Annotated in this window: 11 protein-coding genes; 8 read left to right on the top strand and 3 right to left on the bottom strand. The window is 62.1% G+C overall.

The annotated features are described in order from the left end of the window. Positions 1-30: 30 nt before the first annotated feature. On the bottom strand, positions 31-2,031 hold the full coding sequence (locus IE166_RS13855) for a BCCT family transporter (protein WP_244641469.1): 2,001 nt from the start codon (positions 2,029-2,031) through the stop codon (positions 31-33). Between the two features lie 166 nt (positions 2,032-2,197). Between IE166_RS13855 and IE166_RS13860 the strand changes: the two genes are divergently transcribed. The 3 genes from IE166_RS13860 (at position 2,198) to IE166_RS13870 (ending at position 3,656) form a co-directional block, all read left to right on the top strand. After that, complete coding sequence (locus IE166_RS13860; RefSeq protein WP_189504776.1) at positions 2,198-2,860, top strand: YggS family pyridoxal phosphate-dependent enzyme; 663 nt, start codon at positions 2,198-2,200, stop codon at positions 2,858-2,860. A gap of 215 nt (positions 2,861-3,075) precedes the next feature. Then, on the top strand, positions 3,076-3,291 hold the full coding sequence (locus IE166_RS13865) for a ribbon-helix-helix protein, CopG family (protein WP_189504778.1): 216 nt from the start codon (positions 3,076-3,078) through the stop codon (positions 3,289-3,291). Then, the gene (locus IE166_RS13870) at positions 3,285-3,656 is read left to right on the top strand and encodes a type II toxin-antitoxin system VapC family toxin (protein ID WP_189504780.1); all 372 of its coding nucleotides are present in this window, start codon (positions 3,285-3,287) and stop codon (positions 3,654-3,656) included. Before IE166_RS13865 ends, IE166_RS13870 begins: the two co-directional genes overlap by 7 nt. A 96-nt stretch (positions 3,657-3,752) precedes the next feature. On the opposite strand, the gene IE166_RS13875 is transcribed toward IE166_RS13870, so the two are convergent. After that, positions 3,753-4,859 (bottom strand): branched-chain amino acid ABC transporter substrate-binding protein, encoded by a 1,107-nt coding sequence (locus IE166_RS13875; RefSeq protein WP_189504782.1) that lies wholly within the window; start codon positions 4,857-4,859, stop codon positions 3,753-3,755. Positions 4,860-5,093: 234 nt separating this feature from the next. On the opposite strand from IE166_RS13875, the gene IE166_RS13880 reads away from it, so the two are divergent. From IE166_RS13880 to IE166_RS13900, 5 genes are all read left to right on the top strand, one after another. After that, on the top strand, positions 5,094-6,140 hold the full coding sequence (locus tag IE166_RS13880) for an aldo/keto reductase (RefSeq protein WP_189504784.1): 1,047 nt from the start codon (positions 5,094-5,096) through the stop codon (positions 6,138-6,140). Positions 6,141-6,328: 188 nt separating this feature from the next. Then, positions 6,329-8,290 (top strand): acetate--CoA ligase, encoded by a 1,962-nt coding sequence (gene acs / locus IE166_RS13885; RefSeq protein WP_189504786.1) that lies wholly within the window; start codon positions 6,329-6,331, stop codon positions 8,288-8,290. Between the two features lie 5 nt (positions 8,291-8,295). Beyond that, positions 8,296-8,907, top strand: a complete 612-nt coding sequence (locus tag IE166_RS13890) for a LysE family translocator (protein ID WP_189504788.1) — start codon at positions 8,296-8,298, stop codon at positions 8,905-8,907. A 112-nt stretch (positions 8,908-9,019) separates the two neighbouring features. Then, on the top strand, positions 9,020-13,756 hold the full coding sequence (locus tag IE166_RS13895) for an NAD-glutamate dehydrogenase (protein ID WP_385965585.1): 4,737 nt from the start codon (positions 9,020-9,022) through the stop codon (positions 13,754-13,756). Next, complete coding sequence (locus tag IE166_RS13900) at positions 13,753-15,171, top strand: MFS transporter (RefSeq protein WP_189504790.1); 1,419 nt, start codon at positions 13,753-13,755, stop codon at positions 15,169-15,171. Before IE166_RS13895 ends, IE166_RS13900 begins: the two co-directional genes overlap by 4 nt. Here IE166_RS13900 and IE166_RS13905 read toward each other — a convergent pair. Then, the gene (locus IE166_RS13905) at positions 15,151-15,744 is read right to left on the bottom strand and encodes a GNAT family N-acetyltransferase (RefSeq protein WP_189504792.1); all 594 of its coding nucleotides are present in this window, start codon (positions 15,742-15,744) and stop codon (positions 15,151-15,153) included. The two genes, IE166_RS13900 and IE166_RS13905, sit on opposite strands and share 21 nt — an antisense overlap. Between the last annotated feature and the right edge of the window lie 67 nt (positions 15,745-15,811).

Below are 15,811 nucleotides of genomic sequence, written 5' to 3' on the forward strand. Positions count from 1 at the left end.
CGGCGCGATTGCGAAGGTCCGCTGAGCGCCTCAGGCGCCGGCAGCATGCAGGAACTGGAAGTGCCGGTCATATTGCGACAACACGTCCTGGATCAGTTCCTCCTTGGATAAGCCCATCACATCATAATCCTGGCTGCCTTCGGCCAGGAACACCTCGGCGCGGTAGTAATGATCCGCCTCGTGCCTGCGCCGTGCCGCACTTTCGATGAAGCTGTAGCTTGGCAGATCGTAGCGTCGCATGCGGATGCCATAGGCGAAGGCTTCTGGTGCTTCCGGCGCCACCCTCAGACGGATGCGATCGTCCCGCACATCCACTTCCGCAAGGAGGTCGCGCTTGCGCAACTCCTCAGCCACCTCTTCCAGCGCCGGGCGCGCCGTTTCATCCATGAAGCGGGTAACTTCGCTGCGGCTCGGATGATTGAGGATGCCTTGCAACTGGCGCTGCCAGTTGCGCGTGGCGCGCGGGCGCAAGGTCTGGGTCAGCGCGTTCTGGCGAATGCCTTCGCGCGCCAAACCCTTCCACAACCCGTAACACATGATGAGCATCACGAAGGTGAAGGGCAGCGCACCGGCGATCGAAGCGGTTTGCAGGGCATCGAGGCCACCGGCCCACAACAGCACCATGGCGATGACGCCGGACAGGATGGCCCAGAACACGCGCCGTGCGGTGGGGCCGTCCTCACGACCGCCCGAGGTGATCGTATCAATCACCAGCGCGGAGGAATCCGCGCCTGTGACGAAGAAGAACACGATCAGGAACATGGCGAACCACGAGACATAAACGCCAAGCGGGAATTGCTCGAGGAACACGAACAAAGCGAGCGTGACATCCTGCGCCACCGCGTCGGTCACGGCGCGGGTCGCCCCAGTCAGATGCATGCCCAAGGCGGTGTCGCCGAACACGGTCATCCAGGCGAAGCTGAAGCCGGTGGGAACGAGAAGAACGCCGAGCACGAACTGGCGGATGGTACGGCCGCGCGAAATGCGGGCGATGAACATGCCGACAAAGGGCGACCAGGCGATCCACCAGCCCCAGTAGAACAGGGTCCAGCTGCCCAGCCATTCGCCGGGGCGTTCATCGGGCGCATAGGCATACATATAGAAGGTGCGCAAAACGAACTGATCGAGATAGGCGCCGAAATTCTGCACGAAAGCGCGCAGCAGGAAGGTGGTAGGGCCCATCACGAACACGAAGGCCATCAGCGCCACGGCCATGATCATGTTGAGGTTCGACAAGAACTTGATGCCCTTGTCGAGACCGGTCGCGACAGACACCGTCGCCATTGCCGTGATGACCACGATCAAGGGCATCTGCACCCAGAAGCTCGTCGGCAATCCCAGCACATGGCTGAAGCCGGCATTGATCTGCAGCACGCCCAATCCAAGCGATGTCGCCACGCCGAAGATGGTGCCGATGACCGCAAAGATGTCGACCGCATTGCCGATCGGCCCGTAGATGCGCTCGCCGATGATCGGATAAAGCGCCGAGCGCATGGTCAGCGGCAATCCGTGGCGAAAGCTGAAATAAGCCAGGCTCAGGCCGATCACGGCATAAACGGCCCAGGCATGCAGACCCCAATGGAAGTAGCTGATTTCCATGGCGGTGCGCGCCGCCGCGATCGTTTCGGGATCGCCCACCGGCGGCTTGGCGAAGTGGGTGACGGGTTCCGCCACGCCAAAGAAAACGAGGCCGATGCCCATACCGGCGGCAAACAGCATCGAGAACCAGGCACCGTAGCTGTAATCGGGTTCGGAATGGTTGGGTCCGAGCTTGATGCGTCCAAAATTGGAAACGGCCAGGAACAATGTGAAAAGCAGGAAGATCGCAACCGAAAGGAGATAAACCCAACCAAGCTCCGAGACGATCCAGGATTGCACCGCTTTGAACAAAGCGGCAGAGCCCTCCGGAGAAAGGACGCCGGCAAGCACGAAGGCCAGCGTGATACCCACCGAGCCGAAGAAAACAGATCGATTGACGCCTTCGGTCAATCCGACGGGTTTGGCTGCGGGCGGGGCTTGGTGATCGGTCAACGGAACATGGTCTCCTGAGGGCAGATTTCGGGCGCGACCGTGTCACGCACCGGGTGGGCAAGTGGGGCGATCTGCGTCACCGACAAGTCAAAAACCGGCCTCTCGCTTGACGAAGCGAGCTGTTCGGCTCCAAACGGCAAGCCATAGATCGCAGGAGAATGCAACCATGCCGGACGCAGTCGACAACCTCAACCAGGTCTTGTCACGGATCGCGGATGCCGAGCGCCAGGCGCAGCGTCCGGCCGGTTCGGCGGCGCTTGTCGCCGTGTCCAAGACCTTCGATGGCGAGGCGATCCGGCCGGTGCTGGACACCGGACAGCGGGTGTTCGGCGAGAACAAGGTGCAGGAAGCACAAGGCAAATGGCCGGCGCTGAAGGCCGAATTTGCCGATGTCGTCTTGCACCTGATCGGGCCACTGCAATCGAACAAGGCGAAGGATGCCGTTGCGCTGTTCGACGTGATCGAAACGGTGGATCGCGAGAAGATCGCGGCCGAACTTTCTAGGGAGATTGCGAAGCAAAACCGGCAGATCCGGCTTTATGTGCAGGTGAATACGGGATCCGAGCCGCAAAAAGCGGGAGTCGAGTCAACGGAAGCAGTGGCTTTCGTGACCCGCTGCCGCGATGTGCACGGCCTGGCGATCGAAGGCCTGATGTGTATTCCACCGGCGGACGAGAACCCCGGACCCCATTTCGCGCTGCTGGAGAAGCTCGCGCGAGAAGCGGGGGTGGAGAAGCTTTCGATGGGGATGTCGGGGGATTACGAGACGGCGGTTGCGTTTGGCGCGACGTCAGTGCGGGTGGGGTCGGCGATTTTTGGGGCGCGGTGAGGGAGGTAGGCGAGCAGGGTGCGTCCTTCGAGGCTGGCTCGCTGCGCACGCAGCACCAGAGTTCCCAACGAGGGCGATGGGCGGAGTATAGGGAATGGGTTGGTGACGTTGATAGTTTCTTGAACAGAGGCGAAATTGAAGGCGTTTGGCGTCAACCTTCTCTTCCATGACCTCGCTAAGAATGATATCTATCCTGCATATCATAGGAGGCTGGCATGCGAGCCCTAGTTGACATGAACGACGCTCAAGTCGAGGCTCTGGACATCCTCTCGAAGCGCATGCGCCAGTCCCGTGCGTCGCTGATCCGTGCAGCAATCAACGATTATCTCGACCGCCATAGCCGCGAACAAGTCGAAGACGGCTTCGGCTTGTGGGGTGAGCAGAAGGTTGATGGCCTTGCCTATCAGAATGAGGCGCGCAAGGAATGGTAGGTGCGCTGCTCGATACGAATATTCTTATCGACTATTTGAACGGCGTTCCCCAGGCCCGCGAGGAAATCAGTCGCTACCAAAATCCGGCCATCAGCATCATTACCTGGATGGAGGTCATGGTCGGCGCGAAGGCTGATCGGGTTGATCCAACAAGGCGTTTCCTTGAAGGATTTGACCTCCTCGCTCTGGATAACAAGATCGCCAGTGCGGCGGTTGCTTTGCGACGTGCTCATCGTATCAAGCTGCCGGATGCTGTCATTTGGGCTTCCGCGCAAACGACAGGACGTATCCTCGTGACGCGCAGCACCAAGGATTTTCCGACTTCGGATCCCGGGATCCGGGAACCTTACATCTTGTACATGTGAGATCGTAAAGCGCTGATGCGTGCTTGGACGGCCACCGAGATGATTCACGTGAAAAGGGCCGGCGAACCGGCCCTTTTTTGTGGCTGCTAAGCGGCTTTACTCGCCAGCGGCGACGATCTTGCCGGCTTCCCACTTGAAGAGGGAGAAGCTTGGCGAGGAAAGATCACCGGTTTCGCCATAGGTGAGGTCGCCAATGGCGGTCTTGATGGGCTGGCCGTCCTTAAGGGCGGTGGAAACGGTTGCGCTGTCGTCGGCGCCGGCTTTTTCGATGCCGGCTTTCAGCACTTCCACTGCAGCATAGGCGTTGAGCGTGAAGGCTTCGGCCGGGATGTTCTTGTCCTGCAGCGCCTTGATCGCGTCGGCGGAAGCCGGGTTCTTGGAGGCGTCGCTGGCATTGGTGAAGAGCGTGCCGGCGGCGGCTTCGTTGCCGATGGACCAGAATTCGGTGTTGGACAGGCCTTCGCCGCCAATGATGGTGGCGTTGACGCCGGCGTCCTTCAGCTGGCGGGCAAGCAGGCCGCCTTCCGGATGGTAGCCGCCGAAATAGATGATTTCGACGTTCTCGGCCTTGAGGCGCGAGGTGAGCGCGGAGAAGTCCTTTTCGCCGGGTGTCAGCGAATTGTAGAACACTTCCGTTACGCCGCCCTTGTTGATGCCGGCCTTGAAGGCATCGGCGAGGCCTTTGCCATAAGTGCCGTTGTCATGGACGATGCCGATGCGCTTGTCCTTGAGGCTCTTCAAGACATAATCGGCAGCAACGCCGGCCTGCTGGTCGTCACGGCCGCAGGTGCGCAGCACGTTGGTGAGGCCGCGGCTCGTCAATTCCGGCGAGGTCGCGGTCGGGGTGACCATCAGGACACCGTTTTCGGCAAACACGTCAGACGCGGCCATGGCAACGCCGGAGGTGACCGGGCCGACCACGAACTTGATGCCGTCGGCAACCAGCTTGTTGGCGGCCGACACGCCTTGCGTCGGATCGCCGGCGTCGTCGGCCAGCGTCAGCACGAGCTTTTCGCCCTTGATGCCGCCGGCGGCGTTGATCACGGCAACAGCAGTTTCCGCGCCGTTCTTCACCTGTGCGCCATAAGCAGCAACAGGACCGGTAAGCGGCGCGATCAGACCGACCGCGATGTCGGCTTGGGCGGCGGAGTTAAAGGCGAGGGATGCGGCAAAAGCCGCGCTTGCGAGAAGTATCTTGCGCATTTCCTGCTCCAATTCGGCTTCTTGCCATCGAAAACAGGTCGTTTCCGACAGGAACCATCATGGCTAAGACAAGGAGGCTTGCAACGCAATCGACCAAGCCGTGAACTTGGCTCTACCAGTCTGAAAGTTTCGGATGTGGTTGCGCGGAGCGTCCTGCGTTCCATCTATCCCCTTGTCTTCCTCCCTTCACAGGCAAGCCCGATCATCGGGAGGGATGACCAAGGAGATCTCCTCATGAAGTATAATCAGCTTGGCCGCACCGGCCTGTTTGTTTCCGAAATCTGCCTGGGCACCATGACCTTTGGTGAAGCCAGCGAAGGCCAGTGGGGCAAGATCGCCAGCCTCGGCCAGGACGGCGCAAACGAAATCGTGGAGCGGGCGCTGGCTGCCGGCGTCAACTTCATCGACACCGCTAATGTCTATTCGTTCGGCGAATCCGAGCGGTTGCTCGGGCAGGCGCTGACCGATCTCGACGTGCCGCGCGATGAGGTCGTGATTGCCACCAAGGTGCATGGGCCGATGGGCGACAAGCCCAATCAGCGCGGATCGTCGCGCGGCCATATCATGGATTCGATCGAGCAGAGCCTCGACAATCTCCAGCTGGATTATGTCGATTTGTACCAGCTGCATGGCACCGATACGGTGACGCCGATCGACGAAACGTTGCGGGCGCTGGACGATCTCGTGTCGAGCGGGCTCGTGCGCTATATCGGCGTGTCAAACTGGCAGGCCTGGCGCATCGCCAAGGCGTTGGGCATTTCGGAACGCAAGGACAGCGCGCGCTTCGAGACCGTGCAGGCCTATTATTCCATTGCCGGCCGCGATCTCGAACGTGAGATCGTGCCGCTGATGGCGGAAGAAAAGCTCGGCCTCATGGTGTGGTCGCCGCTCGCCGGCGGATTGCTGTCCGGCAAATATGGACCGGGTGCGCCGAACGAGGCGGAGGGCCGTCGCAAGAACTTCGACTTCCCGCCGGTGAACACCGACAAGGCCTGGCCGATCGTCGCCGCCATGCGCGAGGTGGCGAGCAAGCACGGCTCGGACGTCGCGACCGTGGCGCTGGCCTATATTCTCGCCAAGCCGTTCGTGATGAGCGTAATTATCGGCGCAAGCCGCATGGATCAGCTCGAGCAGAACCTTGCCGCTGTGGATCTGCAACTCGACGCCGACGATCTCGGCAAGCTCGACGAGATCAGCAAGCTGGCGCCGGAATATCCGGGCTGGATGCTAGAGCGGCAAGGTGCCGGGCGCCGTCCCGCCCCGTTCAAGCCGGAAAGCTGATCAATCGCTGAGATGGAAGCGCGGCTGCCGGTGGCGGCCGCGCTTTTGTTTGCTCGCCCGATGCATCTTTGTTGCGGGCAGCTTGGCTGGGACCGCTGCAAAGGTCTAATGTCACTGAGGCGGCAGGTTTGCTAGGAACGCACCAAGGAGGAGCGCCAAGCAAGGCGCTTGTTGAGGGAGGCATGTTTATGACCGAGAACCAGCTTCACGCCGTTCAGCCGGACTGGAAAGCGCGCGCGCTGATCGACGACGACACCTACCGCGCGTGGTACGAGGAAAGCGTGCGCGACCCCGAGGCGTTCTGGGGCAAGCACGGCAAGCGGATCGACTGGTCCAAGCCTTTCACCAAGGTCAAGAATACCAGCTTCGACGATGATGTCGTGATCCGCTGGTTCGAGGATGGCGAAACCAATGTTTCGGTGAACTGCATCGACCGCCACCTTGAAAAGCGCGGTGATCAGGTCGCGATCATCTGGGAGGGCGACGACCCGAAGGACGATCGCAAGATCACCTATCGCGAACTGCACGATCAGGTTTGCCGGCTGGCCAATGTCCTGAAGGACAACGGCGTCCAAAAGGGCGACCGTGTCACGATCTATATGCCGATGATCCCCGAAGCGGCTTATGCCATGCTGGCTTGCGCGCGCATCGGCGCCGTTCATTCGATCGTGTTCGGCGGCTTTTCGCCGGATGCGCTGGCCGGCCGCATCGTCGGCTGCGAATCCACCTTCGTGATTACTGCGGACGAGGGTCTGCGCGGCGGCAAGAAGATTCCGCTGAAGGATAATACCGACAAGGCGATCGACATCGCCGCGCGGCAATATGTGATGGTCAACAAGGTGCTGGTGGTGAAGCGCACCGGCGGGGCTGTGAGCTGGGCTAACGGCCGCGACATCTGGTTTCACGAAGCGGTTGAAAAGGCCTCGCCGGATTGCCCGGCTGAAGCAATGAATGCGGAAGATCCGCTGTTCATCCTTTACACATCGGGTTCCACCGGCAAGCCGAAGGGCGTGCTGCACACAACCGGCGGCTATCTCGTTTATGCCTCGATGACGCATGAATACGTCTTCGATTACCATGACGGTGACGTTTATTGGTGCACGGCCGATGTGGGCTGGGTCACGGGCCATAGCTACATTGTTTACGGTCCGCTGGCGAATGGCGCGACGACGCTGATGTTCGAGGGCATCCCGAACTATCCCGACCAGTCCCGCTTCTGGCAGGTGATCGACAAGCATCAGGTCAACATCTTCTATACCGCGCCGACGGCGCTGCGCGCGCTGATGGGGGCGGGCGACGATTACGTGACCTCGTCCTCGCGCAAGTCGCTAAAGGTGCTGGGCTCGGTCGGCGAGCCGATCAATCCCGAAGCGTGGGAATGGTATTACAGGGTGGTGGGCGACAGCCGCGTGCCGATCGTGGATACGTGGTGGCAGACGGAAACTGGTGGCATTCTCATTACGCCGCTGCCGGGCGCGACCGACCTCAAGCCGGGTTCGGCGACACGCCCCTTCTTCGGCGTACAGCCGCAGCTGGTGGATGCGGAAGGCGGCGTGCTGGAAGGGGCAGCCGACGGAAATCTCTGCATTGTGGACAGCTGGCCGGGGCAGATGCGCACGGTTTACGGCGACCACGAGCGCTTCGTGCAGACCTACTTCTCGACCTATCCCGGCAAGTATTTTACCGGCGATGGCTGCCGCCGCGACGAGGACGGCTATTACTGGATCACGGGCCGCGTCGATGACGTGCTCAACGTTTCGGGCCACCGCATGGGCACGGCAGAAGTTGAATCGGCGCTGGTCAGCCACGATAAGGTTTCGGAAGCGGCTGTTGTCGGCTATCCGCATGACGTGAAGGGGCAGGGCATCTACTGCTATGTCACGCTCATGAATGGCGTGGAGCCGACCGACGAGTTGCGCAAGGACCTCGTTGCGCATGTGCGCCGCGAGATCGGCGCCATTGCTTCGCCGGACAAAATCCAGTTCTCGCCGGGCCTGCCGAAAACCCGCTCAGGCAAGATCATGCGCCGTATTCTCAGAAAGATCGCCGAGGACGATTACGGCGCGCTGGGCGATACGTCGACGCTTGCCGATCCGGCAGTGGTGGACGATCTCGTGGCCAACCGCCAGAACAAGAAGGCAGCGGCTTAAACAACATGGACCTCGGTTCGCTCCTGATCTTTGCCGGCGCGCTGTTCGTGGCGGCCGGCTCGCCGGGTCCCAGCATCGCGGCCCTTGTGGCGCGGGTGCTGACCGGCGGTATCAGGAGCGTGCTGCCGTTTCTTGCAGCGATGTGGGTGGGCGAGGCGATCTGGCTGTCGCTCGCCGTGTTCGGCCTCGCCTTCATCGCGCAGACCTTCCATCTCGCTTTCACCGTGATCAAGTGGGCAGGCGTTGCCTACCTTGCCTGGCTTGCTGGCAAGATGTGGACCGCGCCGGTGAAAGCGGATGGCGAGACCCTGCCGAAAGCCGACGCGCCGTGGCAGATGTTTGCGACAGGTCTGGCGGTGACGCTGGGCAATCCCAAGATCATGATGTTCTATCTCGCGCTTCTGCCGACCATCATCGATCTCGGCCGCGTATCCCTCGTGGGCTGGGTGGAACTGACGGCCACGATGGTGATCGTGCTGATGGCAATCGACATCGGCTGGGCCGTAGCAGCATCGCAAGCCCGACGCTTCCTGCGCAGCCCGTCTGCCATGCGCATTGCCAATCGTTTGAGCGCGACGGCGATGGCGGGCGCTGCGGCGGCAATAGCGTCGCGCTGAGCCGCCCCGTCATAACTGCATCATCCTTATCGCGCACTTTCCCTTTGCAGATGGTCGATAAACGGCCTTGATCTGCTAGATAGACCTGCAAAGCAGATGTCTGGAGGAAATCGTGGACAGCGCAAGCCGAACTTCGCCTCAGGATCCCACTGGTCCGAGCTTTGCCAAGCGTCTCTTTGAACGCGCGCCTGCGGAGGATCTGGCGCGCTACGATGCGGCGACCCTGGAAGCGGCGGCTGCGTTTGCGAAAGCAGCGCTAAGACAGCACCGGCGTGGCCAGAGCGTCGTTGCCTTCGATGCGCTTGCGGTGCCGAATAGCAAGACGCCGCTGACCGCGATCACCGTGATCAACGACAACATGCCCTTCCTGTTCGATTCGGTTGTGGGCGAGGTGGCCGCTGACACCGGCGAAGCGGTGCTGGTGGTGCATCCGATCTTCGATGTGCGGCATGGCGCGGATGACGCCTATGCCGAGATCGTTTCCGGAGAGAACGGGACGGAGACAGATCGCGTCAGCGTGATCCAGATCCACACCACGCAGCTGAGCAGCGCCGATGCCGAGCTTTTGAAGCAGCGCATCCTGTCCGTTCTCAAGCAGGTGAAGGACGCAGTCACGGGCTGGCAGCCGATGCTGGCGCGTTTGGACCAGGCGATCGCCGGTCTGCGCGAGGCGCCGGCGCAGCTGGCTAAGCCGGCCGTAGATGAAGCGGTCGCTTTCCTGGAATGGCTGCGTGACGAGAATTTCACCTTCCTTGGCATGCGCGACTTCCATTATCAGGGCGATGCCGCTGAAGGCGGGCTGGAGCGCGTGGATGCGCCGGGCCTCGGCATCCTGTCCGATCCAGATATGCGCGTTCTGCGCCGCGGCAGTGAGCCGGTTGTCACCACGCCGGAAATCCGCGCTTTCCTGCATGGGCCGGAGCCGCTGCTGGTCACCAAGGCCAATGCCAAAACATCCGTGCATCGCCGTGCTTATCTCGATTACATCGGGGTCAAGACTTTTGGCGCCGATGGCAGTTTGCAGGGTGAGCTGCGCATAGTGGGTCTGTTCACCTCCACCGCCTACACACGTTCGGTGATGACCATCCCCTATCTGCGCTCCAAGGCGAAGACGGTGATCGGCGAGCTCGGCTTCGATCCGGGCGACCACAGCGGCAAGGCGCTGATCAATGTGCTGGAAAGCTATCCGCGTGACGAGCTGTTCCAGATTGAGGTTCCGGTTCTGCGTGACCATGCCGAAGCCATCCTGGCGCTGGGCGAGCGGCCGCGGGTGCGGGTGCTGACGCGGGCCGACCAGTTCGACCGCTTCGTGGCGGTGCTGGTTTTCGTGCCGCGCGATCGCTACGATTCAATCGTGCGCGAGAAGATCGCGGCTTACCTCAAGGACATCTATCGCGGCCGTGTGTCGGCCTATTATCCGTCCTTCCCGGAAGGCGGTCTGGCGCGCGTGCACTTCATTATCGGCCGCTCGGAAGGGCAAACGCCGACGCCGTCGCAGGCCGAGCTGGAAGAGGCCGTTCGTGCCATCGTGCGCACCTGGGATGATACGCTGCGCGAAGCCGCGATCCAGGCTGGACCGGCGCCGCAAGCACTGACGGTTGCCGCCCGCTTGCCCGAATCTTATCGCGAAAGCTTCTCGCCTGTTGATGCGTTGCTCGATGCCGAGCGTTTGGCCGGCTTGACGGCAGACAACGGGATCGCGATCGACTTTTATCGCCGCGAGGACCAGCCGGATACCGCGCTGTCCCTGAAGATCCATCATTTCGCAGCCCCGGTGCCGTTGTCCAAGCGCGTGCCGCTGCTGGAAAATATGGGCTTCCGGGTCATCAGCGAACGCACCTTCGAAATCCCGTACACGCAAGGTGACGGCGCCGACTTCATCCATGACATGGAACTGGAACCGGCGGATGGGCGCGCGCTCGATCTGGCCGATGCGGGCCTGCTTTTCGAAAGCGTGTTCCTGGCAGTGTGGAACGGCCAGGCCGACAATGACGGCTATAATGGTCTGGCGCTGACGGCAGATCTTTCGGCTAAAGACATCGTGGTTCTGCGCGCTTACGGCCATTACCTGCAGCAGGCCGGTATTCCGCAAAGCCAGGATTTTATCGCAGGCGTTCTCAACCGCTCGCCTTCTATCGCGCGCGCCTTGCTCGACCTGTTCCAGGCCCGCCTGGAGGCCGGCGATGCAGCCGCCGAAACGACAAGCGCCGACGCAATCCTGCAGGCGCTGGACGATGTCGCGAGCCTTGATGACGACACGGTTCTGCGCCGCTTCCTCAACCTCGTGCAGGCCACGCTGCGCACCAACCATTTCGCCGGCGACACACCAGTTGGCGCGACGTTGGCGCTGAAGCTGGACGCTCGCGCCGTGACCGGTCTGCCGGAACCACGCCCATGGCGGGAAATCTTCGTTTACGGGCCGGAAGTCGAAGGCGTGCATCTGCGCTTCGGGCCGGTGGCGCGCGGCGGCTTGCGCTGGTCTGACCGGGCGCAGGATTATCGTACCGAAGTGCTGGGCCTCGTAAAGGCGCAGCAGGTGAAGAATGCCGTGATCGTGCCGGTGGGCGCGAAGGGTGGGTTTTTTCCTAAGAAGCTGCCGACGGGCGGGTCGCGCAATGCCGTGTTCGAAGCAGGCACGCAGGCTTACGTCACTTTCGTATCGGCGCTGTTGTCGATCACCGACAATATCATCGGCGACCATGTCGTTGCGCCGGTAAACGTTCTGCGCCGCGACGAAGACGATCCGTATTTCGTGGTTGCCGCCGACAAGGGAACGGCGACCTTCTCCGACACGGCCAATGCCATCAGCCAGGCGCATGATTTTTGGCTAGACGATGCTTTCGCCAGCGGCGGTTCGGCTGGTTATGACCATAAGAAGATGGGCATCACCGCGCGCGGCGCCTGGGAAGCGGTGAAGCGGCATTTCCGCGAAATGAACCGCGACATCCAGTCTGAGCCGTTCACGGTTGCCGGCGTCGGCGACATGTCGGGCGACGTGTTCGGCAATGGCATGCTCCTTTCGGAGCAAACGCAGCTGGTGGCGGCGTTCGACCATCGCGACATCATCATCGACCCGCAGCCGAACATCGCCGCGAGCTTTGCGGAGCGCAAGCGGCTGTTCGATCTGCCGCGCTCGTCCTGGCAGGATTACGACAAGAGCCTCCTGTCCAAGGGCGGCATGATCGTGCCACGCAATCAGAAGACGATCACGCTGTCGCCAGAAGCGGCCGCTCTGCTCGGCTTGGAGAAGACGAGCGCCTCGCCGACCGAGGTGATGACGGCGATCCTCAAGCTGCCGGTCGACCTGCTCTGGTTTGGCGGCATCGGCACCTATATTCGCGGCTCGAGCGAGAACAATGCGGATGTCGGCGACCGCGCCAATGATCCGATCCGCATCACCGGTGGGGATGTCGGCGCCAAGGTGATCGGCGAGGGCGCCAATCTCGGCGTGACTCAGCGCGCGCGCATCGAATATGGTCTGCGCGGCGGGCGCTGCAATTCCGACGCGATCGACAATTCCGGCGGCGTGAACTCGTCGGATCTGGAAGTGAACATTAAGATCGCGCTGGCTTCAGCCATGCGCTCCGGCCGTCTGACACGCGAAGACCGCAATGTCTTCTTGGCGGAGATGACGGGTTCGGTGGCGTCGCTGGTACTGGAGAACAACTATCGGCAAACTCTCGCGCTTTCGCTTGCCGAGCGTCGCGGGCTGGTGGAACTGCCTTACCAGCGCCGCTTCATCACCGGGCTGGAAGAGCGCAATCTCCTGGATCGCGCGGTGGAAGTGCTGCCCTCGGACGTGCAACTGGCCGATCGCGAAAGCCGTGGCGTGCCTTTGACGCGCGCGGAACTCGGCGTGCTTCTGGCCTATGCCAAGCTGACTTTGTTCTCCGATCTCGTCGGTAGCGGTTTGCCTGATGAGCCGGTGTTCGAGCGCGATCTGATCGGCTACTTCCCGCGTGAAATGGCCGAGCCCTATCGCGACGAAATCCTCAGCCATCGCTTGCGCCGCGAGATCATCGCCACCGAAGTGGCCAACGACATCGTGGATCGCGGCGGGCCGGCGTTCGTGTCGCGGCTGCAAGACATGACGGGGGCAAGTGCCGCCGAAGTCGTGCATGCCTATGTCCTCGTGCGCGATGGCTTCGAACTCGCCGCGCTTTACGCGGCGGTGGATGCGCTCGACACCAAGATCGACGGGCATGCGCAGCTCGATCTTTATGCGGCGATTGCCCGGCTGGCACGCCATGCCACGACTTGGCAGCTGCGCAATGGCGAACGCGACAAGCCGCTGGCCGAGCAGATCGTGGATTTGCGCGCCACGCGAACAGCGCTGGAAACGGCGCTTCCGGAGCTGCTGCCCGACGGCATGCGCGACAGACTGCAGGAGCGCGCGCGTGGTCTGGCCGAGCAGGGTGTTTCGCCGGAGCTTGCCGACAAGCTTGCGCTGCTCGACGTGCTGCACGTGATTCCCGAAATCATGCAGGTGGCGGCACGCTCCGGCTCGACCTTGCCGGCAGCCGCTAAAGCTTTCTTCGCGGTGACTGCCTTCTTCCGTATCGGCCGCATCGAGGATGCCATCCGCAACCTCAATCCGACCGACTATTATGAAGGCCTGGCGCTGACGCGGGCGGAAGATGCGGTTGGTGCCGCGCGTCGCAGAATCGCGGCGGCGGTCTTGCAGGCGGAACCAACCGGCGAGACGTCTCCCGATGACTGGGTAGCGAAGGCGGGCGAGCCCGTGTTGCGCGCGCGCTCGCGGCTGGAAGCGCTGACGGATTCCGGTGAGCTGACCGTGTCCAAGCTCACCGTTGCGTCCGGCATCCTGTCCGATCTGGCGCAAGGATGACGTCAACCGCCCCCACATCGCCCGCTGCCATCGATGCCAAGGCAGCGACGGGCAAGGGCATCTGGGGGTGGATGCTGTTTGATTGGGCTGCTCAGCCCTTTTTCACGGTGGTCACCACCTTCATCTTCGGCCCGTATTTCGTGTCGCGAATGGTGGAGGACCCTGCCGTGGGGCAGGCGGCTTGGGGCTATGGCATCGCCGCCGCCGGTCTGGTGATCGCGATCCTGTCGCCGGTTCTGGGCTCGGTTGCCGACCAGACCGGTCGACGCAAGATCTGGATCGGTATCTTCGCCTTCATCAAGATCACCAGCCTGATCCTCCTTTGGTGGGCGGCACCCGGTTCAAACCTGTTCTGGCCGCTGCTGGTATTTGCGCTGGCTTCCGTTGCGGCCGAGTTCTCCATCGTCTTCAACGATTCCATGCTGCCGCGGCTCGGCATGGGGCGCGATATCGGCCGCATCTCCAACCTCGCCTGGGGTTTGGGCTATGCGGGCGGCATGGTGGTGCTGATCTTCGTGGTCGGCTTCATCGCCGGGACGCCGGACACCGGCCGCACCCTGCTAGGCTTCGCGCCTTTGCTCGGGCTCGATCCGGCTGCTGGCGAAGATGCGCGCGCGACAGGACCGATCGCTGCCATCTGGTATCTTGTTTTCATCCTGCCGATGTTCCTGTTCACGCCCGATACGCGTACGGGAACGCCGGTTGGCAAAGCCATGAAACAAGGCTTGGGCGAGCTGCGCGATACGCTGACGGAGGTCCGCGGCCGTCCGGGCATTCTGCGCTTTCTCGTGGCGCGCATGATCTTTCAGGACGGCGTCAACGCGCTCATTGCGCTTGGCGGCACATTTGCAGCGCTGCTGTTCTCGTGGTCAGTGACCGAGATCGGTCTTTTCGGCATCATCCTGAACGTTGCGGCGATCATCGGCTGTTTGACCGCCAGCCGGCTCGACAACCGCTTCGGCTCCAAGGTGGTGGTGGTGTTGTCGCTGGTGATCCTCATCGTAGCGACACTCGGTGTCGCGTCGACCTCGGCCACCGCAACGCTGTTCGGCTTGCTGCCGCTCGGCGCAGCCGATGTGCCAGGGCTGTTCGGGTCGACGGCCGAAAAGGCCTATATCTTCTACGGCCTGATGATCGGCGTGGCATTCGGGCCGGTGCAGGCTTCGTCGCGCGCTTACCTCGCCCGCAGTATCCCGCCTGAAAATGCGGGGCGGTATTTTGGCCTTTATGCGCTGGCCGGCCGGGCCACCAGCTTCGTCGCGCCCTTCGTGGTGGCGACCGTCACAGCCCTGTCCGGCTCGCCGGCGGCGGGCATGGCGACCATCATCCTGTTCTTGGCGGTGGGGCTGGCGATCCTCTTGCGCACGCCATACCCCGCCGACAAAGTTGACGCTTCAACCGTTACGCGGCCATGAGCGCAGGCTGATCCAGATCTTGCGATCGAGCTGATAGTGCTCGACCGGCACCTGGCCGGCCACGCGTGATTGCGCCAGGCCGGGGCCGGCATAATGGAAGCCGCATTTCTGGATGACGCGACGCGAGGCCGTGTTAACGACGCGGCAGCTGGCATAAAGCCGATCGATCTCAGTGGCGCGAAAAGCCAGATCGACAAGCGCATGTGCTGCTTCGGTGGCGAAGCCTTGACCCTGATGCGGACGGCCGATCCAGTAGCCGAGCGTGAGACCCTGGCGGCCCTGGATCAGGCTGGCGCAACCAATAAGGGCGCCGGTGTCAGCGAGGGTCAGCGCATAGCCTGCCCCGGCTCGGGGCTGGCTCCAGTTATTGATAAAGGCCAGCGCGTGCTGTTCGCCATAGGGATGCGGCATGGTTGCGAGCATGGCAGCAAGCTGGCGGTCATTGGCCAATTTTACGAGATCGGCCACGTCGTCCGCATGCGGCGGACGCATCACCAGTCGTTCGGTGATCAATACCGGGCAGTTGATCGTCAGTGCCTGCGCTTCGTCGACCTCATCCGTCTCGACAACCATGTGCAGTCCCTCCAGAGCACAAGAAAAAAGGGGAGATGGCTGCCCATCTCCCCTTCATCTGATCTGG

It is taken from the genome of Tianweitania populi (assembly GCF_014652875.1).
GTDB lineage: Bacteria > Pseudomonadota > Alphaproteobacteria > Rhizobiales > Rhizobiaceae > Tianweitania > Tianweitania populi.